We start from the raw sequence: 22,844 nt of genomic DNA, 5'->3' as shown, positions 1-22,844 counted from the left end.
CAGGATTCAATGTTCCCTAACATCACCTCTAAAAGACTGCACTATCGCCAGTTAGTGGCCGATGACTGGCGATTCTTTCTCTCGCTGCAACAGGATGAGCGTGTGATGCGCTATGTGGCCGATCCGCAGCCTGAAGAAGAGATTCGACGTGACAGGTTCGAGATAAGATTGCCCCATTGGCAGAAAGGCAGCACCCATTGGCTGTGTCTGGTGATGATGGAACAGGGGCAATCAGCGCCGTTAGGCGTCACCGGATTTATCGATCGCGGTGACGGCGTGGCGGAAGTCGGTTTTTTGCTGGCAGCAGAAGCTCAGGGCAAGGGATTGGGTACGGAATCACTTCACGATATTGCGCGTTATGCGCTGAATGAACTGGGCTTTCGCAAGCTGATTGCCACTGTGACCGCAGGAAATGAAGCCTCACGCAGGACACTATTAAAAGTGGGATTCCAGCAGGAGGGCACCTTGCGGAAAAGCTATCATCTCGCGGGTGAGTGGCGCGACGATTGGGTATTTGGATTATTCGCGGACGAATGGAGGCCACTCTAACCTGCGATTAACGCCTGTGCCGTTAATTCATCGGTAATTAATCCCGTCACCAACCCGCTGGCCAATACCGCGCGGATCGCGTCGACTTTGCTTAATCCCCCCACCAGCGCCACAATCTCGGCGCGGTGGGCAAGCTCTAAATCCACCGAGAGCGTACGCGCTGTCAGGCTGTTGTGAATCATCTGCCCGCTGGCGTCAAAGAAATGACCGAGCAGCTCACCGACAGCGCCAGAAGCCGAGATATCGTTGATCTCGGCTTCATCAATCATACCAGCTTCAACTAATTGCGCGGCCGGTTCCACAGTACCGATCCCCACCAGTTTCACCTCACTCTGTGCGGCCATGGCAAACACTTCGCTGACGCCACGCTGTTTAAGCAGCACGTCGCGGTCTTCCTGAGTATTGGCGAAGAACGGCACCGGCATCATATACGCCTGCGCACCGGTCTTTTCGGCAATGCGATGCATAACATCGTGGGGATTGAGCGCATAGTTGCGCGTCAAACAGCCCAGCAGCGAAACGAATCGCATATGCGGGGCGTCAATGCGCGAGAGTTGGTGAATAGCGGCGGAAAGGGTGCGGCCGTGCCCCAGCCCCAGGGTGATCGCAGGCTGCGACGTGAGGAGATTGCGCAGATAATCCGCGCCCGCCATACCCAGCGTTCGCACTGGCAATCCCTCTTCACCAAGGTCAGGCGCAACGTGGCAAAAACGCAGTCCGTGCTTTTCGCGCAGCTGATCTTCCAGCGCCACGCACGCCATGATATCGCCATCAATCGACACCTTCACCGCACCCTCCGCGACCATTTTGGCAATCATGCGATGGGTTTTGACAGACGGTAATCCCAGACGTTTGGCGACTTCAGCCTGGGTCAGGCCGCCCACATAGTGCAGCCAGGCGGCACGCAGGGCTAAGGAGTCATCGCGTTCAGCGGGAGTAGGAGCCGGTTTCATGTTTCATTTCCTGATCAATAGGCTTAGGAAGCCAGATGCAAATCCTGCACGCCCGTATCAATGTGCGATGCCCAAAACGCGACGCTTTCCGCGATATCCGCCACCACCTGGCGGTCAGTGGGTTCACGCTCTTTAAAACTCAGTTCGAGGCAAATTTCGTTATCCTGCGCGCCACCGCGCGCCAGCGCGTCCAGCAGCGGCTGGGGCTGAATACGGCCGCCCGCATTGTACTGCAATGTGAAGGGTCTGTGGCCGCCTTTGTCCATCATGCTTTGTTTTATATGAATAATCGGCGAGTAGCGCGGCACCGCTTCAGCCCACGCGTAAGGGTCGTAATCACGTGGGTCGATTGAAGTCACATCGCCGTGATCGATATCCGCCATCATCCACATTGGCAGGGCAAAGGACTCCCTGCTCAAACGCTGCTGCAGTGCGAGGCAAGCCGGAATGGTCTCACCAAACTCGCGTCCGATGCTCATTGGTTCCCAAAACAGGTATTTCAATCCGGCGGATTGCGCATGTTCCGCCACCTCGGCCCAGCAATCAATCGCGATATCGATCAGCGCTTCCCGTCGCGCCGCATCGTTGAAATCCTGCTGGGTGAAAATGGCGAACTGCGATCCAACCGCCTCGCCCCCCAGTTCTGCGGTGATATCGGCGAAGGTTTTAAACCAGTCCACGTAGTAGCGCCGCACGTCAACGTCCGGATGACCAAAATGATTGAGGCGGCCATAGGGACCAGTCATACCCGATGTCACGCGCACCCCGGTTTCCCGCAACGCCTTCTGCATCTGGCGCGACATGCGGTTGATGGTGGCGGCTGGCCAGCCAGGATTGATAAATTCATGGGTTAACTGCAGATCGCGGATACGGATCTGTTGTGCCACGGTGTGAATCAGATCCTGCGGATCGGCAAAACGATTCACCAGTGGGTTGGTATTGAGCGAAAGCGTTAAGGGCATGATTACGCCTCCTTACGCAGCGGCACGGCCGCAGCATAGGTCGCGTCAAACCATTGACTAAAGGCCTGCTGCTGAACTTCGGTCAGATGCAACTTGTGCTTAGTGCGACGCCACAGCACATCCTCCACCTGCTGCGCCCACTCATTTTCTACCAGGTAGCGCACTTCGGCTTCATACAACTGCGCGCCGAAATGGCGGCCCAGATCGTTTATCTCACGGGCGTGACCCAGCACTTTCTCAATGCGCGTGCCATACAGGCGCGCATAGTGTTTGCGCAGCGGCGCAGGTAACCATGGCCAACGGGTTTTCACTTGCTCAAGGAAGCTCTCGAAATCGCCATTTGCCATATCACCGCCCGGCAAAGTGGCCTCGCGTGTCCAGTCTTTACCCATATCAGGGAAGAAGGGCGCAAGCTTCTGGATAGCGTGTTCTGCCAGCTTGCGGAAAGTGGTGATTTTGCCGCCAAACACATGCAGCAGCGGGGCGTTTTGCTGATCGTCGAGATCGAACACGTAGTCACGCGTGACGGCAGAAGGGTTGCCTTTGCCATCGTCAAACAGCGGACGCACACCCGAGAATCGGGTAATCACATCGCTGGCGCGCAGTTTTACTTTGAAGTAGCGATTCACCACATCGATAAGGTACTGCTGCTCGCTGTCATCGGCGGTCACCGCTTCCGCTTTGCCCTGCCATGGAATATCGGTGGTGCCGATCAGGGCTTTATCGCCTTCATAAGGGTTGATGAAAATGACGCGTTTATCGGTGTTTTGCACCAGATACGCCTGCTGGCCTTCCCAGAATTTCGGCACGATGATGTGTGAACCTTTAACCAGCCGCACGCTGCGGTTGCTTTTGGTCTGGGTGACCTGATTTACGATATCCAATACCCACGGGCCGGCCGCATTCACCAGCACTTTGGCAAACACCGTGCGCTGTGCACCGCTGGCCTCATCCTGAATCGTGACTTCCCACTTGCCGCTGATACGTTTGGCCGACACACAGCGGGTACGCGGCAGAATCGTGGCGCCGAGTTCCGCAGCATCCACGGCATTCAGTGCGACCAGGCGTGCATCATCGACCCAGCAATCGGAGTACTCGAAGCCTTTGCTGTAGCTATCGAGGATTGGGGCGCCTTCGGGATCGCGCATCAGATCAAGCGATCGCGTGCCGGGCAGCTTTTTGCGCCCGCCTAAATTGTCATAGAGGAACAGCCCTAAACGCACCAGCCACGCCGGACGATCGGTCGGGCTATGCGGCAACACAAAGCGCATCGGCCAAATGATATGCGGTGCGGCATTCAGCAACACTTCTCGCTCGATCAGCGCCTCGCGTACCAGTCGGAATTCATAATATTCGAGATAGCGCAGCCCGCCGTGCACCAGTTTGCCCGAGCGCGAGGAGGTACCCTGTGCCAGGTCATCTTTTTCACACATCATCACGGACAAGCCGCGCCCGGCCGCATCACGTGCGATGCCCGCGCCATTAATGCCACCGCCAATGACAAACAGATCCAGCGTATTTTCACTCATGGTGTACTCCTTAAAACTTATTCAGTGCATGCCATGCGGCAGGGAGATCGCTGCGGATCTGCTGATAATGGGGAAACAGTTGGTTATAGCGCTGCGACAGTTCAGCGGAAGGCGGTTCAGGCGCATCCAGCAGCGGGCGCACCCAGGTTTCCACGCACTGCGCCATGGAGGGATAGGCGCCAATCGCCACCGCTGCCATCATCGCGGCGCCCGCTGCACCGGCTTCATCACGCTGGCTGATACGCACCGGTGCGCCAATGCAGGACGAGAGGATCTGGCGTAGCGGCTGGGAACGCACCGCGCCGCCGGTAAGACGAATTTCACCTGGCAAAGTACTGCCCATCGCCTGATAACAATCACGCGCGGCCATGCCGATGCCTTCAATCACGCCGCGCACCATGTCGGCAAAATTGTGCTGATAGTTAAGTCCGGTGAAGCTGGCGCGCGCGTCGGCGTTGACGAACGGCCCGCGTTCACCGGCAATTGAGATGTAGGGATGGAACAGCAGGGTGCCGGGTTCGGCTTTGTTGAGCCACTGGTCGATATGTGCCACCAGCCGCGCATGATCGATTTCACAGCCGAATCCGCTCAGCAATTCACTCGCCACGTTCAGCAGCCAGTCGAGATTAAGCGTTGAGGCCATATTGGTTTGCACCTGCGTCACATAGCCCGGCCACGGCAGCGGGATGACATAACCGGTTTGCGCCGGATTCAGCCACACTTCATCAATGGTCACGCTGCGCAGATGCACGCCGGTAGAGCCGACAATTGAGCAGGCGGTATGGGCTTCGCCGGTGTGCACGCCTGCGCCCAGCGCGGTCATCGCCATATCCACATAACCCAGCGATATCGGTGTGCCCGCGCGCAGGCCGGTGAGGGCTGCGGCCTCAGCGGTCAATGGATGGGTGATTTGCGTGCCATCAATGATATCCGGCAGCAGATGACGTCGATGTTCCAGTCCCAGCGCTGCGATGACGGTATCGTCATAACGCTGGGTGCGGAAGTTACCAAAAGTGAAGCTGGCCTCAGAAGGATCGGTGGCACGTACGCCCGTCAGATTGAGGTAAAGCCAGTCTTTGCAGTGCAGCGCCACTTCGCTGTTCGCCAGCAAGTGTGGAAAGTGCTGGTCCATATGCGCCATCTGTGAACCCTGCTGGCAGGTGTTCAGCCCGGTACCGGTCGCCTTGAATCGCTCGGCCGCAAGCGCGTGTTGGTTTAAAGCATCCACGGTGTGTGCTGCACGCGCATCCAGCCAAATCCAGGCATCCTCTACCGGCTGATTATTGGCGCCCACCAGCCAGGTGCCATCCCCTTGTGCGGTGACGGCCACGGCCACCACGCGGGAAGAGAGATTTTCCACACGCTCGCCCAGTTTCCGTATCGCGTCCACGGCATCTTGCCAGGTCTGCGACATGGATTGCTGCGCGGCACCACCTTCGCTGCGGTAATAGCGGTTACGCACGGAGGCGCACGCCAGCTGTGTGCCTTCCAGATCAAACGCCACCGCTTTCACCACGGAGGTGCCGGAATCCAGACCCAGAATGATATCGCTGTTACCCACGTACACCTCCGAAGGGAAGAAAAGTTGACCCATCACGTCGTGTTAACTCCCTGTGATGAATTTGCTAAATAATGTCTTACACCACTTCTCATGGAGATAACATATCTCATGTATTATTTTTCGATAAAACGAATAAATTTCACTTTAGTTAGCGAGTTTGATCACGAAAATGGCGGTAGTACACGACAATATGAAATGAGATGTCACATGAAGAAGGCTTGTATGGCGGGCTTTTATTAGCGATGAAGGCGTTAAGGTGTGAATTTAGCGATCCAGATCGCGCTCCTGAAAAATTCGTGAACCCCCTGTTGACAATTTAGTCACATCAGCACAATCCTCATCACAAGAGTTATCACATTTATAACATTTAATGCGGCGATTATCGCAGCAGATAACAGTGAGAGGTCACGTTATGTCCGATGTCTCAATGCTGGCACAGCAGCTCTCCCGCAAGCGCATCCGCCGCTACAGCATCATCGGTGTTGTGGTGGTTGCGGTGATTGCCGCCATGGCCATTGACACAAAAGTGGTGAAAATCGGTTCCGAGCAAGATGTGCAAGAGCAAGGTTTCTCGCCGGATAGCTACGGGGAGAAAACCTTCCCCGGTATTCAGCAGGATGTGGAAGCGCGTGCGGTGGATGCCAAAACCCTCGCCGATGCGCTGAAAGCCAATCAACAGGAAGCGGTACAGAAATACGGTGTGGGTTCGCCGCTCCCGGTGATCCCCGTCAAGCTGGAAGGCGTGGTGCAGCCTGGTCAAATGGGCATTTTTCCACTGAAAGTGGCCGGTTTACCGGAAGGAAATGTGATTCGCCTGCAAACGGGCCCGGCCATTACCGGCACCGATTTACGTGATGCCAGCGGAAAAATCCAGTTCGGCGATTTTACCAACCAGATTGAGTATCAAAACGCCGGTTCGGCGATCAATCGCGCCATGAAAGCCAAAGTACTGGATAAGTTGGATCGTGATGCGCTGCCCGGGAAAACCGTGCAGGTGGTCGGGGTGTTCCGTTTGCTCGCGCCGAATAACTGGATGGTGACGCCAGTCAGTCTGGAGGTGAAATGAAACCATTCAACGTTAACCCGGCGCTACTAAAAGGCGAAGTGATCCTTGAAGCGCGCAACATCAGCAAAATCTATGGATCGACCCATGCACTTAAAGGCGTGAATTTTGAGATCCGTCGCGGTGAAGTCACCACGTTGTTTGGTGAAAACGGCGCAGGTAAATCCACGCTAATGAAAATTTTGTCGGGCGTCATTACGCCAACATCCGGGGAAATTCTCTACAACGGCGAAGAGAAAGTGTTTCGCTCCGCCACTGAAGCACGCGATTGCGGCATCTCGATTATCCATCAGGAGCTGAATCTCGCTCCCAACATGAACGTGCGCGACAACATCTTTATGGGGCGCGAAATCATGAAGCCGGGTGGGGTGGACTACGCGGAAGAAGCCCGCATAACCGCCCATCTGATGGCGGCGCTGGAGGAGGAAATTGATCCGCTGACGCCGGTGGAAAACCTGCGTCTGGGCCAACAACAGATTGTCGAAATCGCCCGTGCGTTGTCGGTGAATTCACAGATTCTGATCATGGATGAACCGACATCGGCGCTCAGTGCTGCGGAAGTCGCGGTGCTGTTTCAGGTGATCCGCGATCTCACCAGTCAGGGTGTAGCCATTGTATACATCTCACATCATCTCGAAGAGGCACTGGAGATCACCGATCGCGCCGTGGTGCTGCGTGATGGCGTGATGACCGCGTACGCGAAACGCGATGAGATCGATCTCGAATGGATCGTGCGCAATATGGTGGGCGATCACTTTGACCTGGGTTCGCCGCCGCAAGGTTATGAGTTTGGTGACCAGGCGTTGACCGTGCAAGACCTGACGGTGAAAAGCAAAACCGGGATTCGGCTGGTGGATAACCTCTCGCTGTCAGTGAAAGCCGGTGAAATTGTCTGCATCTATGGCCTGATGGGCGCGGGGCGCACCGAACTGCTGGAGTGTATCGCCGGGCGTATTCATCAAAGCCAGGGCCGCGTTCTGCTGCAGGATACCGATGTCAGCGGCTTGACCATTCAACAGCGCATTCAAATCGGCCTTGCGTTGGTGCCTGAAGATCGGCAACGCGACGGTCTGGTGCAAACCATGTCAGTGGGCGAAAACCTGTCGCTCGCCAGTATCAGCGAATTTGTGCGCGGTTTGGTGCTGTCACCGCGACGTGAAAAGCAGCTGGTGACGGACAGTATTCGCAACGTCACGGTGAAAACCGCTGGCGGCGAGGCGGCCATCGGATCGCTCTCCGGTGGCAATCAACAAAAAGTGGTGATCGGCAAAATGCTGGCCACCCGTCCCAAAGTGATTCTGCTGGATGAACCCAGCCGCGGCATTGATATCGGTGCCAAAGCGGAAGTGTTTCGTCTGCTGGCGGAAAACGCCAAAAAGGGGCTGGCGGTGGTGTATACCACCTCGGAAGTGGGCGAATGCCTGAGTATTGCGCATCGCATTGTGGTGATGAGCAAAGGGCGCATTAACGCCATTTTCGATTCCAGCGTGAGTAAAGAACGCATTATGGCCGCTTCAGGCGAGTCTCTGGTGGCATGACATGAAAAACGGAGCAAACGGTATGACAGACAGAACACACACGCTGGATTCGCCACCCGTCGCGAGTAAAAAGAAGACCGATAAAAGTCTCAATCTGGCGCGATTGCTGCTGGAAGGGCGTGCGTTTATTGCGTTGCTGGTGATTATTATCACCTTTTCCATGCTCTCGCCTAACTACTTTACCGGCGCCAATTTCCTGACCATGGCTTCGCATGTGGCGATTTTTGGCTTACCCGCCATTGGCATGTTGCTGGTGATCCTCAATGGCGGCATTGATTTGTCCGTGGGTTCAACGCTGGGTCTGGCTGGCGTGATGGCCGGCTTTATGATGCAGGGGATTAACCTCGACGCGCTAGGTGTCGTGCTGTATCTGCCCGTGTGGGCGGTGGCGATATTGACGCTGGTGATTGGCGCGCTGGTGGGATTGGTGAATGGCGTGCTGATTGCCTGGTTCCGCGTTCCGGCGTTTGTTGCCACGCTCGGCACCATGTATGTGGCACGCGGTATCGCATTGCTGATCACCAATGGTCTGACCTACAACAAACTCTCTGGAAGTGATGCGCTAGGCAACACCGGCTTTGACTGGCTCGGCTTCAATCGCATCTTCAATATCCCGGTCGGTGTGCTGGTGCTGGGTGTGGTAGCACTGGCCTGTGGTTTCCTGCTGAGTCGTTCGGCGTTTGGCCGCTGGCTGTATGCCTCGGGTGGTAACGAGCGCGCCGCCGATCTCTCCGGCGTGCCGGTGAAACGCATCAAAATCAGCGTTTATGTGTTGTCGGGTATCTGTGCCGCGATGGCGGGGCTGGTGCTCTCTTCACAGCTCACTTCAGCCGGTCCAACGGCGGGCACCACTTATGAACTGACCGCGATTGCCGCGGTGGTGATTGGCGGTGCGGCCTTAACCGGTGGTCGCGGTAACGTGCGCGGCACGCTGCTGGGCGCTTTTGTAATCGGTTTTCTCTCTGATGGCTTAGTGATTATCGGCGTCTCTGCCTACTGGCAGACGGTGTTCACTGGCGCCGTGATTGTGCTGGCGGTATTGCTCAACACCCTGCAATACGGCAAACGCAGTCGCTAACTCACGCGCGCTGTCTGGCAGCGCGCGGTTATCCGTAAAACCTGTACCCTAAATAATAACGGAGCACCTATGTTCACAAAACGTTTGTTTATTGCTGCCGCAGCGATGGCGATCACCACCTTCGCTGCACCGACCTGGGCGGATAACGGGTTGATGACCATCATCGTCAACGATCCATCCAACCCTTACTGGCTGACAGAAGGTCAGGTCGCGCAAAAAGCCGCTGAAAAACTTGGCTACAGCGCAAAAGTCAGCGCGCACAAAGGTGATACCAACACCGAAAGCCAGCTGATTGATACGGCGATCACCAACAAATCCAAGGCGATTATTCTTGATCCGGCTAACGCCGATGGTTCTGTCGGTTCAGTGAAAAAAGCCATCGCGGCGAATATCCCGGTGTTTATCATTAACGCTGAGCTGAATCAGAGCGGATTGGCCAAAGCGCAGTTGGTTTCTAACAATGCGCAGGGCGCGGCGGTGGGCGCGATGGAGTGGGTGAAACAGGTAGGCGATACCGCCAACTATGTTGAATTAGTGGGCCCGCCATCCGATAACAACGCGGCAACGCGTGCCAATGGTTTTGATACCGTGTTGTCACAGTACCCGACGCTGAAGAAAGTGGGTCAGGAAGTCGCCAACTGGGACCGTACCCAGGGCTTCAACAAGATGCAGTCATTGCTGCAGGCTAACCCGAACATCAAAGGCGTGATCAGCGGCAACGATGAAATGGCGCTGGGGGCGATTGCCGCACTGAAAGAAGCCGGCAAGCTGAACCAAATCAAAGTCGGTGGTTTTGATGGCTCTCCGGATGCCGTTGATGCCGTAAAAGCCGGTACGCTGGCGTATACCGTGATGCAGCCCGTGGCGCAATTCGCGCAGAAAGCGGTAGAGCAGGCTGACAGCTTCCTGAAAACCGGTAAAACCGGCGCAGCATCGGAAAAACAGCTGTTTGACTGCATTTTGATCACCAAAGAGAACGCGGGTAATTTCGTATCACCGTTTGTGTTGAAGCAGTAATGCATGACGTGCGGCTTTCGGGCCGCACACTGCTCAGCGGACGCACTACGGTGCGTCGCTGTAACCCTTCTCGTGAGTCCAAACACCACACCATTTGCAAAAGGCGCGTTTCCGCGTTGTAATCACCTGGAACCCGCATTTCTGCATCACTTTCTGGACGAAATATGGCGCACAACCCGCAGGACTCTTCTCTCAACGTCTTCATGGCCGAACCCTTACCCAGCGACAGCCGTCAGGCTCGGCAGCTGGCGCGACGCCAGTTGATCGCGGAAGCCGTGATGGCGGAAGGCGCTATTCGCATTGAAGATATCACCGACCGTTTTGGCATCAGCCTGATGACCGCGCACCGTGATATTGATGAGATGGTCGAACGCGGATTGCTGCATAAATCGCGTGGGGTGGTCTCCGCCACGCCAACCAGCCTGGTCGAGTCCAGCGATATCTACCGCGCGACGCGTCAACTGGAAGAGAAGCAAGCCATCGCTGAGGTGGCGGCCACTTACCTGGAGCCAGGACAGGCGATCTTCCTCGATGATTCCACCACGGTATTGCAGATGGCGCGCTTGTTACACGCGCGCGCCCCGTTAACGGTGATCACCAACTCACTGACGCTGATGAATGAGTTGCGCAGCGGGCGCGATATCACGCTGATGGGATTAGGCGGTCAGTTTTATCACTGGTGCAATGCGTTTATGGGCCGCATGACGCGAGAAGAAATTGCCAGTCTGCGCGCCGATGTGTTCTTCGTCAGTATGTCAGCGATCATTGATGACACGGTCTTTCATCAGTCAGCGGAAACCGTCGAAACCAAACGAGCGATGTTTGATGCTGCACAGAAACGTATTTTGATGATGGATAACACCAAATTTGAACGCCGGGCGCTGCATCGTTTTGCCCATCTCAGCGAGTTCGATGTGGTGATTGTCAACCAGGGTACGCCGGTGCCCGTGCTACGACGGATGCAGGATCTGGGTGTGAACGTCGTGGTTGCGCCGATGAAGATCCACACGACCACACGCGAAGAAGTCTGATAACCCCTGCGAATTTATTCCCTCAGATAACCTGAGGCACTCACTGTCGGCTGCGACAGTGGTGCATCGGCCTGTTCAAATGCGTTTGACAATGCAATCTACCTACTAGTAGATTGATAGCTCTGCCACCGTGAACGAAGACGGTGCAATTGATTGCCACGCGCTAATCATTCAGCTCGGGTAACTGCCTTGTCTTAATTTATGCCATGTTGAGCGAACCTATGAACAAGCCTTCTCTTACGACCGGCCAGACACTCACCCGTCTGGCCGCTATTGCAGTGGTACCATTGATCGTCATCGCGTTATTTCTCTGGGCTGGCGGCTGGTTAACACCGGATAAGTTGACCTCCGATAAGCTCATTACCGTGCTACAAAAATCAGGCGGGGAGCATCCCGGCTACCGACGCAATCATGCCAAAGGCGTCTGCATAAACGGCAGCTTTGCCGCTAACGGCAATGCCAGCGTGCTGTCGCGTGCCGGGCTGTTTGCACCGGGCGAAACCCCCGTGATCGGGCGCTTTGCTATTGCCGGTGGCAATCCGAACGCCCCGGATTATGCCGTGCCGGTGCGCAGCATGGCGTTAGCGTTTTACCAAAAAGATGGTCAGCAGTGGCGCACCGGGATGAATGCCATGCCGATGTTTCCGGTGAATAGCGTGGAAGGGTTTTACGATCTGCAAATCGCCACGCTGCCGGATGCCAAAACAGGCAAGCCCGATCCCGCGAAGATTCAGGCCTTTGTAGAAAAACATCCCGAAATCAAACCGTTCTTCGGCTGGGCGCAGCAGTATGTTCCTTCCTCTAGCTGGGCCAGCGATCGCTACAATAGCCTTAACGCCTTCAACTTTATTGATTCGGCCGGCAAGAGCCATGTGGTGCGCTGGAGTATGGTGCCGCACACCGATTATCAGCCGATCAATGCCGCCGATAAAAATGACAGCAACTTCCTGCAAAGCGATCTGCAACAGCGTCTTGCCAAAGGGCCGCTGCAGTGGGACCTGATCATCACTGTCGCAGACGCGCAGGACAAAAGCAGCGATGCTTCGATTGCCTGGCCAGCGGACCGGCAGACCATCAATGCGGGAATCCTGACCATTAACCAAACCACGCCACAGCAGCAGGGCGCCTGTAACGACATCAATTACGATCCGCTGATTCTGCCCGAGGGCATCACCGCCTCGGATGATCCGATTCTCAATGCACGTTCATCGGCTTATGCCAAATCCTACAACGCCCGTACCCGTGAACAGGCAGGAGCACACTGATGAAACACACAGAGACTTTCCATCCGGCGTTGCGCGCCATTCACTGGCTGATGGCTGCCGCTATTATGACCATGCTTTTTATCGGCGTGGCCATGGTCGCCACCGTCTCGTCACTGCACAGCTTGCTAGTGGCGATCCATAAGCCGTTGGGCTTAATGATATTGCTGTTGGTGGTGGTGCGATTGTGGCTACGTTTTACCACCGCCAAACCCGCGCTGCCGTCCACGCTATCAAACGGGCAAAAAGCGCTGGCGCATCTTTCACATTGGGCGCTGTACGCCATGATGCTGGCCCAGCCACTGATTGGCTGGGCGATGCTGTCGGCGGCAGGCTATCCGGTGAATCTGGGTGGCAGTCTGCTGCTGCCACCGATTACGCCGATCAGTAATGACCTGTATGCCTGGTTGCGTCCGCTGCATACCTGGGTTGCTTTAGCGTTGTTCGTCACGGTGATGCTGCATCTTGCCGCCGCGTTGTTCCATGCGCTGATTCTGCGTGATGGCGTATTCAGGAGTATGACCGGCCGCCGTAAGCGTTCTGAAGCGCCTTGACATCACCGCTGCAGGTCAGTAGGTTCAGTGCCAATTTGCTGATTTGCAGCCATTTCATCTTTGCTGCCGGAGCCCTGCATGACCGTTGAACGTTCGCCTAAAGCCACTGAAATCATTAACCACACCCGAGCGCTGCTCACAGCTGGTGGTTATAAAAGTTTCAGCTATGCCGATTTGGCAGAACGCGTACAAATTCGTAAAGCCAGCATTCATCATCATTTTCCGGGCAAAGCCGATCTGGTGCTGGCCGTGGTCAATGATTATCGTGAGGAGGCGCGAGCCGGCATGGCCGCGACCAGTGAGCATTTCAGTGATGATCCGCTGGCTGAGCTGAACGGTTATGTGAACTTTTGGGCAACCTGCATTAAGGAAAACAGCTCACCGTTCTGTATTTGCGTGATGCTGGCAGTGGAGTTGCCGACCTTACCGGAAGAGGTGGCGGCTGAAGTGACCGGACATTTCGCCGATCTGTCCGCGTGGCTGGCCGGTGTGTTGCAGAAGGGGGAAAAGCGCGGGGTGTTTATTCTGCGTGAAGGGGCGGAAATGGAGGCCAAATCGCTGATGGCGACGGTGCACGGTGCGATGATTGCCGCGCGCGCGTTTAATAACCCCGAACTGTTCTTACCCATGATTAAACCGGTGCTTAACAGTCTGGTTATTTCCGTTTAATGGCTTTGCGGCCATTTATCTTCGCGACTCTTTCATCAACAACAGAATCACTTTATCCACCAGATAAGGTGCCTGTTTATTTAATTCAGGATCGTTGCGTAATTGCGCAGCAATGTTCAACGCAAATTCGCGAACATTCTGTTTATCCGCTTGCGTTGATTCACAATCTGAAGGACGGCAGTCAGGATATTGGTCAGGAAAATGAATCACACTCACAATGCCCCCTGAAATTGTTGCTAAGGTCAGCCGAATAAATATTAATCTACTAGTTGGTAGGCTGGCAGTCAAGGGATGGATTAACAGTAAAGCACAGCAGGTTTAAACCTCCGTGAGAGGCCGGGTAGGGGCGTTTCGCGCGCTTTCTCACCGCTTCGCCAGTACCGCCTGAAAATAGGAATTTTTACCTTTCGTCGTTTCACAAATCCTCTTAAATTAGCGCCGACGAGCAGTGCAAGTCGCCAACGATTTGGTGTCTTAACAACAATCAAATTAAAAACAATTGCATTCCATTTTTTAATGGTAATGAGGATTTCGATGCTTTTAAAACGCAGCTGCAGTATCGCCATTGTCGCTTTAGTCTGTTTATCAGTTACCGCTTGTGGCATGTCGCATCGTGGTCGTAATACGGCAATTGGTGCGGGTGTTGGTGCTGTGGGTGGCGCAGTATTAACCGGCGGCAGTACCTTTGGTACGCTGGGTGGTGCAGCCATCGGTGGTTTGATTGGTCATGAAGTGAGTCGTTGATTCATCCTGCTGATCTATTTCGTCGCGCACTCAATGCGCGACGAAATAATAACTTTTATACCTTCGTTTTATTCCCCGATTAAATTTTCTTTAACTGGCCAAATACCTGTTTGCCGTTATGGAAGGTTGCTATCACGGGTGCAACATGCGCCACCGCTTCAGCAGAACAACTCGCCGCCACTAACATCATCGTTGCGCTATCCTGCGCCTTCGGCCACTGTTGTTCACCCTGGCTATTCAGCGGCAGGACTTCATTGGTGGCGATACCCAATGCACGACTCAATGAGAACTCATCCGGGCCACGATACAACTGCGCATAGACGTTGGCTTTTTCCAGCATGCTGCCGCTGCCAAAAGGTTGCCAGTGGTCGGCAATGGTATCGGTGCCGGACCATACCGGTACGCCCGCCGCACGCAGTTGCGGCAATGGCATGATCACGCGCCCAATCGGCACGGTGGTGGCGATGCTGAACTGCTGCGCTTTGAGTTCCTCGATCATCGCATCCAGTTCACTCCCCGATAACGTGCCCAGCGCAAACGCATGGCTGATGGTGACTTTGCCTTTTAGCTGCGGATTCTCGCGCACCGTTTTCAGCATGTAGCGTATCGCGGCCACACCGTGCGGCTCGGTTTCGTGCAGGTGGATATCCACTGGCGCAGCAAAATCCAGTGCAATGCTGAACATCGTATCCAGCGATTTCTCCATCGCACCATCAACGTTGGTCGGATCCAGGCCGCCGACAAAATTGGCGCCCATTTTCATCGCTTCACGCATCATGCCTTCGACCCTGGACCGCAACAGTCCATGCTGCGGGAAGGCGACAATCTTCGCGGTAAAGTCCTGACGGTGGTTAGCAATCGCCTGTTGCAAGTGCGCCAGCCCATCTAGTTTGCTGATCGGGTCGATATTGCAGTGGCTGCGCGCTTCGGTGCTGCCTTTCGATTGCAGCAGGCCAATCAGCTTCTCGGCACGCATTTCGGAGGTCGGCACGATCTCAGGAAGAATCTGCTCTTCCTGATGAATCATATCAATCACGCTTTTACGCGGCAGCGGGGCGCGCCAGCCATCACCATAGAAGGTTTTATCGAGATGGATGTGCATATCGCGCGTTGCAGGCAGCAAAATATGACTCGCCGCATCCCAGGCGGGAAGGGTGCTGCTGAAACCTGCCGCGTGGATACCCGCGATATTTGAGCCGTTGATTTCGATATCGTACAACCCGGTGCGTGTCGCGGTGATCACGTCGTGATGACGTACAAAGGCTTCTTCCAGCCGCACATTGCGCAGCAGATAGTGGCTAACGTCGATCTGCATCAGGTTTTCAGGGGGACAGGCAGTGGCCGCAGCGTTACGGCTACTTAATCCGGCACCGAGCAGCGTACCTGCCGCCGTGAGTTTGATGCCAGCGGAAATAAAGTCTCGGCGGTTGCCGGAAGTCATGAGGCTCATCGATTATGTTCTCCTTGTAGGGGAGATTTACCCTAGAGGAGCGATAAGCGCTGTGCTGTGATTTTTTCCACTGATGACTATGGAGAAAAGTAATGACGCATCGGACAGCATCGCTATCCGATGTTCTGTTGAAGGGTTAATGATTTTGCGGTTTGGGCATCGGCGGTGTGCCATGAGTATGGAACGTCTCAATGGTTTTCAGGCCCCACGCCTGGCCTTTCTTACGCTCGCTCTCCGTCCAGACCACTGTTTGCCAGTCTGGCGCGAGTATCAATCGGGCTCCGGAATTGGCCAGCTCGACGCGATTTCCCGCCGGTTCCCAGACATAGAGGAAAAACGTGCCCTGAATGGCATGCTTATGTGGGCCGGTTTCAATATGTACGCCGTTTTCCAGGAAGATATCAGCTGCGCGCAGTATGTCTTCCCGCGTGTCGGTCGCGTAGGTCACATGGTGTAAACGTCCGTTGCCGCCACCGTGTTCTTCAGTACAGGCCAAATCATAGGTTTTATTGTTGATGGTGAACCAACAGCCACCAATCCGCCCATTATCCAGCTGAATCATCTCTGTGACGCGGGAGCCTAAGCAGGTTTCCATAAAGCGCTTGAATTCACTGACATCGGCAGCCAACAGATTAAGGTGATCCAGCCGGCGCGGACAGGCGCCACGCGCATGGTAACGCTGGGACAGGTTCTTCAGCGACGGGCGTTGATCGTCAGGTGCCTGATAACGGACCGTGTCGTAATAGATCTCAAAAATGTGGCCAAAAGGATCGGTAAAGCGAAATGCCTGTCCGTGACCCTGATCGTCGTTGACCCAACCAAGCACTTCATAGGGGCTGGCTTCAATCGCCGCAACACGCCGTTCCAGCGCAGCCTGTGAAGCGGCGCGATAGGCAATGTGCCCCACGCCGGTCGTGTGATGACGCGTAAGCTTCAGGCTGTGAAACTCATAATCATCCCAGGCGCGCAGCCAGACGTGATCGTCGTCTTGCGCAGTGATCGTTAAGCCATAAACATTGACAAAGAAGTTGAGGCTCTCTTCAAACTTGTCGGTGTAAAGCTCCACGTGAGCCAGATGCGCAATATCGAAGCAGGGTTCAGAAAGTTGAGATGTCATGATGCCATTCCTATTTATTGAGGGTTTGTGACAGCGCCGGAAGGTCATCCAGTGCTGCGCCCTTTATTTTCAGAGACAGAGAAACATTGCGATGAAGCACAATGCTGATCGCAGCCAGTAGCGCGGGTAGCGCGAGAATAAAGAAAATCGCCGACTGCGCCGGGAACGCACCCATCAGCAAGCCGCCAATCGAAGAACTGAGAATCGCACCGGTACGGCCTATGCCGTGCATCCAGCTCACGCCGGTGGCGCGCATTTCGGTAGGGTAATAAGCAGGGGAATAAACCTGTAGACCATTCTGTGCGCCATTAATACACATGCCGATAATGAAAATGAATACGCCCAGCGCCACCCCGGAAAACGCGAAGATGCCTTGTGCTAACAAGCAGAGACAACCCAGCAGATAGACCACACCAATCACTACTCTGGCGTTGCATTTATCCATCAATGCACCGACCAGAATACCGCCCAGCGGACCGCCAAGCTGGAATAACCCCGCCAGAATCGCCGCTTGTTCGAGGGAAATACCGCCCGAGCGCATAATGGTCGGCAGCCAGCCGTTAAGCAGATAAATCACGAACAGCCCCATGAAGTATGTCACCCACAAAATGATCGTGCCGCGAGCAAAACCGTGGTGGAAGAGCTGGGAGATGGTGCTGTTGCGATTGATCCGGGGAGAGTTGAGCACGAAAGCCGTTTCCTGCTGAAACTGGCCGCCCATGCGATTAAGCAGCGCAGCAATCTGCGCGCGAGGTGCCCGGCGCACCACCAAATTTAACGCGGATTCGGGTAGCAGATAACCTAATAAGGGCAACATAAGCAGCGGCAGTGCACCGCCGAAAATCAATACCGCATTCCAGTGATAGTGCGCCAGCAACGCGGCCGCGATAAAGCCCCCCAGACCGGATCCGATATTAAAGCCGCTGAACATCAGGGTAATCATCACGCCCTTACGACGTTCAGGCATATATTCTGCCAGCAGCGTGACGCAGTTGGGCATGACTGCGCCCAGCCCGAGCCCGGCAATGAATCGCATCATCGCCATTTGCAGCGGCGTGGTGGCGAAAGCGCAAATCAGACTGAAAGCGGAGAAGATCAGTACTGCCAGAAGGATGATTTTTTTTCGGCCAAATCGATCGGATAAGGGACCCGCGATCAATGCGCCAATCGCCACGCCAAACATCGCCGCGCCAAGGATCGGCCCCATCGCGGCGCGTGAGATATGCCACTGCTCAATCAGCGCAGGCGCAATAAATCCCATCACGGCAGCATCGTAACCGTCGAACATAATGATGATCAGGCAGAGGAATAACACGCGCCACTGAAAGGCGGAAATGGGTCGCGAATCAATCCAGGCTTTGATGTCGACCAGCTTATTTGTATTCATACGTTCGCTCTCTCTTCGGGCACGCAAAGTCTATTGAATGACAAGTCATGATTAACTCATCCAGCTCCACGGTAAGCACCGTGTGGCAAGCTGTCTGTCAAAAAAGGCTTTTAGCGGTATGAGTTACGTTTATATTGTGAGCGAGTTGTCATAATCCGCGGTGTCAATATGGGTTTGTGGTGCCCGGTAGAAAAGCCCTATACGTAAACGGCGTGCAATCTTTGTATGAATTTCGTTTAGGTCGCTGATGGATGAGCTTCGGCGCTGATGCACTCAATCAGCGCCAATGTAGCCGGGGAATGCAGCGCACCCGCGCGCAACGTGATGCCGATATCACGACGCGTATCGGGTAGGGTGAAGGAGAGAGGTTGGAGCACACCTGACTTCAATTCGTACTCCAGCTGGTGCCATGACACCGCCGCCACCATATCGGAGTCCATTAATAAGCCGCGCACGATGGCGAGGTCACCGCTCTCAACCACCGGTTTGGGTACCGGAATATCCAGCGTCGCAAAGGCGTGTTCTAAGAGATGGCGGGCCGGGCTGTTTTCACGCGGCAAAATCCACTGTGTGTCGGTGAGATCGGCAGCGGTTAACGTTCGACCGGTTAACGGATGTTGTGGCCTGGCGAGCAGAACCAGCTCTTCGCTGAACAACGGCCGGTTATCGATATCGGTGACGTTGCTGTCATGACGCAAGGCTCCGACAATTAGATCAACGTCACCTGCACGGAGTTCGGTAATCAGCGTGCTAAAGGCACTTTCGTTGGTCACGACGTTGATCGCCGGATGTGCCGTCACCAGGCGGGTGATCGCGCGGGGCAATAACACACTGCGGCACAAAGGCAGGGCACCAATATGCACGGTGCCCTGCAGAACACCTTGCTGGGCGGCAAGATCTTCCGGGATATGGCGAATTTCATTCAGGGCGCGGCTGATGTGTGGCGCCATTTCACGCGCGGCGGCTGTCGGCTGCATACCTCGCGGCGAGCGCTGGAACAGCACGATATTGGCCCCTTTCTCCAGCACCTTTAGCGCGGCACTGACGGCGGGCTGGCTGATGCTCAGTGAACTGGCCACGCTTTGCGTATGCTGCAAATGAAACAGCCTTAAAAATATCTGCAGGCGCCTGACGTTGAACAACCAAATCGGTTCGGCGTCATCCCGCATGGACTCGCGCAGTTTAAATCGAGCGAGAAGTGCAGGTATCTGTTTGAGTTCCTGGAGGGCACGCTGTGCGCGGGGCAGTACACATTTGCCATCCTCGGTGAGCAGCATCCCGCTGGCATGACGTTCAAACAAAGGCGTGGCGAGAGTGTGTTCCAGATCACGTATCGATCGCGTCACCGCCGATTGTGTGCGAAATAAATCTTCCGCAGCCTCCGAGACGGTTCCCCGTTCTGCAATCATACAAAGTGACCTTAGCTGCATGATTTTAATGTGGTTAGTGTCTTCCTGTTCCTGCATGCCCTCTGCCCCTGAACCTCTGATAATGATCACAACATAAATAAAAATCATAGCTCGCACAATGAAAGGCATTATTCGGTCACGGTGGTGCGTGTCAGGATGAAAAAAACGCAATAGCAGGGGAACATAATGGAAAACGCAGTGAAAAAGAGTGCCTTGGTGGTCAGTGCCCATTCCGCTGACTTTGTCTGGCGCGCAGGCGGGGCCATCGCGTTGCACAGTGCGAGCGGCTATGACGTGCACGTCGTCTGCCTCTCTTACGGGGAGCGCGGAGAGTCGGCAAAACTATGGCGCAAAGGCAATATGACCGAGCAGACCGTCAAGCAGCATCGACAGGCCGAGGCCGAACGGGCCGCGGATGTGTTAGGTGCCAGCATTGAGTTCTTCGATCTCGGCGATTATCCCCTTCGCGCGGATAAGGAAACGCTGTTTCGCCTCGCCGATGTGTTTCGCCGCGTGCAGCCTCACTTTGTGCTGACGCACTCGATTGCCGATCCTTACAACTACGATCATCCCCTGGCGGCGAATCTCACCCAGGAAGCACGCATCATTGCACAGGCAGAAGGATATCGTCCGGGAGAACCGATTATCGGTGCACCGCCGGTTTACTGTTTTGAACCGCATCAGCCTGAACAATGCCTGTGGAAACCGGATGTGCTGCTGGATATCACCTCGGTTTGGGAAAAGAAATATCAGGCGATTCAGTGCATGGCCGGGCAGGAACACCTGTGGGAATACTACACGCGCGTGGCGCTCCAGCGCGGCGTACAGGCCAAACGTAATACTGGGATTACTTCCACGCGCGTCATCACCCACGGCGAAGGCTATCAGAGTCTGTTCCCACGGGTGACGGAGGATCTTTCATGAGCGGGGTTAACCAGAAAGGCATCGTGGTTACGCAAATTGAGCGGGCCGATTCCGCTCTGATTGCACAATTTTCCCGTGCCGGAGTGGCGACCGTCCACGAAGCGCAACAGCGGCAAGGTCTGCTCGATGTGCGGATACGACCAATCCAGCAGGGTGTCGCGATAGCCGGCAGTGCGGTCACGGTGCTGGTTTCTCCCGGTGATAACTGGATGTTTCATGTTGCAGTCGAACAGTGTCAGCCGGGCGATGTGCTGCTGGTGTCACCGACCTCGGATTGCCATGACGGCTTCTTCGGTGATCTGCTGGCCACTTCATTAAAGGCGCGTGGCGTAGTGGCGCTGGTGGGCGATATCGGTATCCGTGACAGCCAGACCCTGCGTGAGATGGGTTTCCCGGTCTGGTCGCGCGCGGTATTCGCGCAGGGAACCGTTAAAGCCACGCTGGGGTCGGTGAATGTGCCAATCCTCTGTGCCGGTCAGCTGGTTCTTCCTGGCGATATCGTGGTTGCCGATGATGATGGCGTAGTGATTGTGCCGCGAGCGGATGCGAAAAATATCGCCGAGACCACCCAGCAGCGGGTCGCCAATGAGGAGAGTAAACGAGTAAGACTGGCTGCGGGGGAACTGGGGCTGGATATTTATCAGATGCGTGGCGCGTTAGCGGAAAAGGGATTGCGCTACGTGGATTCTCTGGATGCCCTGCAAAAGAGTTCGCTATGAAACAGATGCTGATACCCTGTGTCTTAATGCGAGGCGGCACCTCCAAAGCCGCCTGTTTCCTGGCCAGCGATCTGCCAGAAGCGGGTCCGCAACGAGACCGCGTGTTGCTGGCCGTCATGGGTTCACCCGATCCCCGTCAAATTGATGGCATCGGTGGGGCTGATCCGCTGACCAGTAAAGTGGCGATAATTTCTCCCTCCACGCGGCCTGATGCGGATATCGATTACCTGTTTGCACAGGTTAACGTGGATCAAGCAGTAGTCGATTATGGACAGAACTGCGGCAATATCCTCGCCGCCGTGGCGCCTTTTGCCATTGAGAAGGGCCTGATAAGGGCACAGGGCGACATCACGCGCGTGCGCATCTTTATGGTCAACACCGGGCAAATCGCAGTGGCGCAACTTGCCACGCCCGATGGCGCGGTGGAATATCAGGGCGAGACCCAGATAGACGGCGTGCCCGGTTTTGGCGCAGAGCAAATTTTGCAATTCGAGGATATTGCAGGCTCCAGCTGCGGAATGCTGTTGCCGACCGGAGAGGCGCGTAATCGGTTTGACGGGATTGAGGTGACCTGCATCGATAACGGTATGCCCGTGGTGATCCTGCGTGCTGAGGATGTGGGATGCACTGGACAGGAAACCCGTGAACAGCTGGAGAGTAATGCCGGGTTAAAAGCGCGTCTGGAGTCCATCCGCTTACAAGCAGGTCCGCTGATGAACCTTGGAGATGTGACCAAACGAACCGTGCCGAAAATGACCCTGATTGCGCCGCCCGCTAATGGCGGTGCGCTATCCACGCGGACATTTATTCCCCATCGCTGTCATGCTTCTATTGGCGTACTGGGCGCGGTGAGTGTGGCTACAGCCTGCCTGATCCCCGGTTCCGTGACGCAGGGCATCGCGCAGATTACCGATGCCAGGCAGCAGCGTCTGGCGGTAGAGCATCCCAGCGGCGAGTTTAGCGTGATGCTGACCCGTGATGAGGCAGGGAAGGTGACGCAAAGCGGCCTGATACGTACGGCACGTTTGTTATTCGACGGGCGGGTCGCCATTCCAGGATCACACTAAAACACGAATTACCCTGCACGCTGACGTTCTCCTGTGCTGACAACCTTATGGGTTGTCGGCATTCTTCATTCGCTCTGCAAAATCTTCGTTTCCACGCGTGACTGCGTGCTCCTACTCACACTGCCTGGCCAGACTCCTTATTTGCCTTAAATAAATGTCGCCTGATTCATTATTAATGTGACAAGTGTGCGCACGGTGTGTCTTTAATGTTACGAGTCAGTATATTTAATAGCGAGGTTTTTAAAGATTTAATGGCGCAGG

22 protein-coding genes are annotated in these 22,844 nt (G+C 55.2%); 13 read left to right on the top strand and 9 right to left on the bottom strand.

Features of this window, described 5'->3' with window-relative positions:
- Positions 1 to 9: 9 nt before the first annotated feature.
- Positions 10 to 549: a GNAT family N-acetyltransferase gene (locus FD744_RS03540; RefSeq protein ID WP_160867334.1), complete on the top strand. Its 540-nt coding sequence runs from the start codon at positions 10 to 12 to the stop codon at positions 547 to 549.
- Here FD744_RS03540 and FD744_RS03535 read toward each other — a convergent pair.
- From FD744_RS03535 to FD744_RS03520, 4 genes are read right to left on the bottom strand one after another with little or no spacing between them, the layout of a single operon-like run.
- The gene (locus FD744_RS03535; RefSeq protein WP_097117121.1) at positions 546 to 1,502 is read right to left on the bottom strand and encodes a sugar-binding transcriptional regulator; all 957 of its coding nucleotides are present in this window, start codon (positions 1,500 to 1,502) and stop codon (positions 546 to 548) included. The genes FD744_RS03540 and FD744_RS03535 overlap by 4 nt on opposite strands.
- A gap of 23 nt (positions 1,503 to 1,525) precedes the next feature.
- On the bottom strand, positions 1,526 to 2,464 hold the full coding sequence (locus tag FD744_RS03530; RefSeq protein ID WP_160867333.1) for a sugar phosphate isomerase/epimerase: 939 nt from the start codon (positions 2,462 to 2,464) through the stop codon (positions 1,526 to 1,528).
- A gap of 2 nt (positions 2,465 to 2,466) precedes the next feature.
- Positions 2,467 to 3,993 (bottom strand): glycerol-3-phosphate dehydrogenase, encoded by a 1,527-nt coding sequence (locus tag FD744_RS03525; RefSeq protein WP_160867332.1) that lies wholly within the window; start codon positions 3,991 to 3,993, stop codon positions 2,467 to 2,469.
- 10 nt (positions 3,994 to 4,003) lie between these two features.
- The gene (locus FD744_RS03520; RefSeq protein WP_202403399.1) at positions 4,004 to 5,587 is read right to left on the bottom strand and encodes an FGGY-family carbohydrate kinase; all 1,584 of its coding nucleotides are present in this window, start codon (positions 5,585 to 5,587) and stop codon (positions 4,004 to 4,006) included.
- Between the two features lie 379 nt (positions 5,588 to 5,966).
- On the opposite strand from FD744_RS03520, the gene FD744_RS03515 reads away from it, so the two are divergent.
- From FD744_RS03515 to FD744_RS03480, 8 genes are all read left to right on the top strand, one after another.
- Positions 5,967 to 6,620, top strand: a complete 654-nt coding sequence (locus FD744_RS03515) for a DUF2291 domain-containing protein (protein ID WP_160832933.1) — start codon at positions 5,967 to 5,969, stop codon at positions 6,618 to 6,620.
- Complete coding sequence (locus FD744_RS03510) at positions 6,617 to 8,155, top strand: sugar ABC transporter ATP-binding protein (RefSeq protein WP_058960532.1); 1,539 nt, start codon at positions 6,617 to 6,619, stop codon at positions 8,153 to 8,155. The genes FD744_RS03515 and FD744_RS03510 overlap by 4 nt, the downstream gene beginning before the upstream one ends.
- A gap of 22 nt (positions 8,156 to 8,177) precedes the next feature.
- Positions 8,178 to 9,233: an ABC transporter permease gene (locus FD744_RS03505; protein WP_202403386.1), complete on the top strand. Its 1,056-nt coding sequence runs from the start codon at positions 8,178 to 8,180 to the stop codon at positions 9,231 to 9,233.
- A gap of 69 nt (positions 9,234 to 9,302) precedes the next feature.
- The gene (locus FD744_RS03500) at positions 9,303 to 10,250 is read left to right on the top strand and encodes a D-ribose ABC transporter substrate-binding protein (RefSeq protein WP_034823484.1); all 948 of its coding nucleotides are present in this window, start codon (positions 9,303 to 9,305) and stop codon (positions 10,248 to 10,250) included.
- Positions 10,251 to 10,414: 164 nt separating this feature from the next.
- On the top strand, positions 10,415 to 11,281 hold the full coding sequence (locus FD744_RS03495; RefSeq protein ID WP_160867330.1) for a DeoR/GlpR family DNA-binding transcription regulator: 867 nt from the start codon (positions 10,415 to 10,417) through the stop codon (positions 11,279 to 11,281).
- 221 nt (positions 11,282 to 11,502) lie between these two features.
- Positions 11,503 to 12,546, top strand: a complete 1,044-nt coding sequence (locus FD744_RS03490; RefSeq protein WP_160867329.1) for a catalase family peroxidase — start codon at positions 11,503 to 11,505, stop codon at positions 12,544 to 12,546.
- Positions 12,546 to 13,097, top strand: coding sequence for a cytochrome b (locus tag FD744_RS03485; protein WP_160867328.1), 552 nt, complete (start codon positions 12,546 to 12,548; stop codon positions 13,095 to 13,097). The genes FD744_RS03490 and FD744_RS03485 overlap by 1 nt, the downstream gene beginning before the upstream one ends.
- A gap of 78 nt (positions 13,098 to 13,175) precedes the next feature.
- Positions 13,176 to 13,766 (top strand): TetR/AcrR family transcriptional regulator, encoded by a 591-nt coding sequence (locus FD744_RS03480; protein ID WP_058960536.1) that lies wholly within the window; start codon positions 13,176 to 13,178, stop codon positions 13,764 to 13,766.
- 15 nt (positions 13,767 to 13,781) lie between these two features.
- Here FD744_RS03480 and FD744_RS03475 read toward each other — a convergent pair whose 3' ends face one another.
- Positions 13,782 to 13,982, bottom strand: a complete 201-nt coding sequence (locus FD744_RS03475) for a hypothetical protein (RefSeq protein ID WP_160867327.1) — start codon at positions 13,980 to 13,982, stop codon at positions 13,782 to 13,784.
- Positions 13,983 to 14,300: 318 nt separating this feature from the next.
- On the opposite strand from FD744_RS03475, the gene FD744_RS03470 reads away from it, so the two are divergent.
- Positions 14,301 to 14,510 carry a glycine zipper 2TM domain-containing protein gene (locus FD744_RS03470; RefSeq protein ID WP_034823502.1) on the top strand — a complete coding sequence of 70 codons (210 nt, stop codon included), beginning with the start codon at positions 14,301 to 14,303 and terminating at the stop codon, positions 14,508 to 14,510.
- Positions 14,511 to 14,589: 79 nt separating this feature from the next.
- Here FD744_RS03470 and FD744_RS03465 read toward each other — a convergent pair whose 3' ends face one another.
- The 4 genes from FD744_RS03465 to FD744_RS03450 form a co-directional block, all read right to left on the bottom strand.
- Positions 14,590 to 15,960: an amidohydrolase gene (locus tag FD744_RS03465; RefSeq protein ID WP_160867326.1), complete on the bottom strand. Its 1,371-nt coding sequence runs from the start codon at positions 15,958 to 15,960 to the stop codon at positions 14,590 to 14,592.
- A gap of 136 nt (positions 15,961 to 16,096) precedes the next feature.
- Positions 16,097 to 17,077 carry a VOC family protein gene (locus tag FD744_RS03460; protein WP_160867325.1) on the bottom strand — a complete coding sequence of 327 codons (981 nt, stop codon included), beginning with the start codon at positions 17,075 to 17,077 and terminating at the stop codon, positions 16,097 to 16,099.
- A 10-nt stretch (positions 17,078 to 17,087) separates the two neighbouring features.
- Positions 17,088 to 18,464: an aromatic acid/H+ symport family MFS transporter gene (locus FD744_RS03455; RefSeq protein ID WP_160867324.1), complete on the bottom strand. Its 1,377-nt coding sequence runs from the start codon at positions 18,462 to 18,464 to the stop codon at positions 17,088 to 17,090.
- Positions 18,465 to 18,700: 236 nt separating this feature from the next.
- Positions 18,701 to 19,930 (bottom strand): LysR family transcriptional regulator, encoded by a 1,230-nt coding sequence (locus tag FD744_RS03450; RefSeq protein WP_160867323.1) that lies wholly within the window; start codon positions 19,928 to 19,930, stop codon positions 18,701 to 18,703.
- Positions 19,931 to 20,059: 129 nt separating this feature from the next.
- On the opposite strand from FD744_RS03450, the gene FD744_RS03445 reads away from it, so the two are divergent.
- The 3 genes from FD744_RS03445 to FD744_RS03435 are packed head-to-tail and all read left to right on the top strand — an operon-like array spanning position 20,060 to position 22,583.
- Positions 20,060 to 20,797: a PIG-L deacetylase family protein gene (locus FD744_RS03445; protein WP_034823513.1), complete on the top strand. Its 738-nt coding sequence runs from the start codon at positions 20,060 to 20,062 to the stop codon at positions 20,795 to 20,797.
- Positions 20,794 to 21,516, top strand: coding sequence for a 4-carboxy-4-hydroxy-2-oxoadipate aldolase/oxaloacetate decarboxylase (locus tag FD744_RS03440; protein ID WP_160832924.1), 723 nt, complete (start codon positions 20,794 to 20,796; stop codon positions 21,514 to 21,516). The genes FD744_RS03445 and FD744_RS03440 overlap by 4 nt, the downstream gene beginning before the upstream one ends.
- Positions 21,513 to 22,583 (top strand): 4-oxalomesaconate tautomerase, encoded by a 1,071-nt coding sequence (locus tag FD744_RS03435; protein WP_160867322.1) that lies wholly within the window; start codon positions 21,513 to 21,515, stop codon positions 22,581 to 22,583. The genes FD744_RS03440 and FD744_RS03435 overlap by 4 nt, the downstream gene beginning before the upstream one ends.
- The last annotated feature ends 261 nt before the right edge of the window (positions 22,584 to 22,844 follow it).

Source organism: Pantoea sp. Taur (assembly GCF_009830025.1).
Classification (GTDB): domain Bacteria; phylum Pseudomonadota; class Gammaproteobacteria; order Enterobacterales; family Enterobacteriaceae; genus Pantoea; species Pantoea communis.
Note: the sequence above shows the minus strand (reverse complement) of the source record. Positions and strands in the feature narration are given on the sequence as shown.

Bases quoted from the DNA above. Each gene is read 5' to 3' on its own strand.
- FD744_RS03540 (WP_160867334.1), top strand. From the start codon at position 10: ATGTTCCCTAACATCACCTCTAAAAGACTGCACTATCGCCAGTTAGTG.
- FD744_RS03535 (WP_097117121.1), bottom strand. From the start codon at position 1,502: ATGAAACCGGCTCCTACTCCCGCTGAACGCGATGACTCCTTAGCCCTG.
- FD744_RS03530 (WP_160867333.1), bottom strand. From the start codon at position 2,464: ATGCCCTTAACGCTTTCGCTCAATACCAACCCACTGGTGAATCGTTTT.
- FD744_RS03525 (WP_160867332.1), bottom strand. From the start codon at position 3,993: ATGAGTGAAAATACGCTGGATCTGTTTGTCATTGGCGGTGGCATTAAT.
- FD744_RS03520 (WP_202403399.1), bottom strand. From the start codon at position 5,587: ATGGGTCAACTTTTCTTCCCTTCGGAGGTGTACGTGGGTAACAGCGAT.
- FD744_RS03515 (WP_160832933.1), top strand. From the start codon at position 5,967: ATGTCCGATGTCTCAATGCTGGCACAGCAGCTCTCCCGCAAGCGCATC.
- FD744_RS03510 (WP_058960532.1), top strand. From the start codon at position 6,617: ATGAAACCATTCAACGTTAACCCGGCGCTACTAAAAGGCGAAGTGATC.
- FD744_RS03505 (WP_202403386.1), top strand. From the start codon at position 8,178: ATGACAGACAGAACACACACGCTGGATTCGCCACCCGTCGCGAGTAAA.
- FD744_RS03500 (WP_034823484.1), top strand. From the start codon at position 9,303: ATGTTCACAAAACGTTTGTTTATTGCTGCCGCAGCGATGGCGATCACC.
- FD744_RS03495 (WP_160867330.1), top strand. From the start codon at position 10,415: ATGGCGCACAACCCGCAGGACTCTTCTCTCAACGTCTTCATGGCCGAA.
- FD744_RS03490 (WP_160867329.1), top strand. From the start codon at position 11,503: ATGAACAAGCCTTCTCTTACGACCGGCCAGACACTCACCCGTCTGGCC.
- FD744_RS03485 (WP_160867328.1), top strand. From the start codon at position 12,546: ATGAAACACACAGAGACTTTCCATCCGGCGTTGCGCGCCATTCACTGG.
- FD744_RS03480 (WP_058960536.1), top strand. From the start codon at position 13,176: ATGACCGTTGAACGTTCGCCTAAAGCCACTGAAATCATTAACCACACC.
- FD744_RS03470 (WP_034823502.1), top strand. From the start codon at position 14,301: ATGCTTTTAAAACGCAGCTGCAGTATCGCCATTGTCGCTTTAGTCTGT.
- FD744_RS03465 (WP_160867326.1), bottom strand. From the start codon at position 15,960: ATGAGCCTCATGACTTCCGGCAACCGCCGAGACTTTATTTCCGCTGGC.
- FD744_RS03460 (WP_160867325.1), bottom strand. From the start codon at position 17,077: ATGACATCTCAACTTTCTGAACCCTGCTTCGATATTGCGCATCTGGCT.
- FD744_RS03455 (WP_160867324.1), bottom strand. From the start codon at position 18,464: ATGAATACAAATAAGCTGGTCGACATCAAAGCCTGGATTGATTCGCGA.
- FD744_RS03450 (WP_160867323.1), bottom strand. From the start codon at position 19,930: ATGCAGGAACAGGAAGACACTAACCACATTAAAATCATGCAGCTAAGG.
- FD744_RS03445 (WP_034823513.1), top strand. From the start codon at position 20,060: ATGGAAAACGCAGTGAAAAAGAGTGCCTTGGTGGTCAGTGCCCATTCC.
- FD744_RS03440 (WP_160832924.1), top strand. From the start codon at position 20,794: ATGAGCGGGGTTAACCAGAAAGGCATCGTGGTTACGCAAATTGAGCGG.
- FD744_RS03435 (WP_160867322.1), top strand. From the start codon at position 21,513: ATGAAACAGATGCTGATACCCTGTGTCTTAATGCGAGGCGGCACCTCC.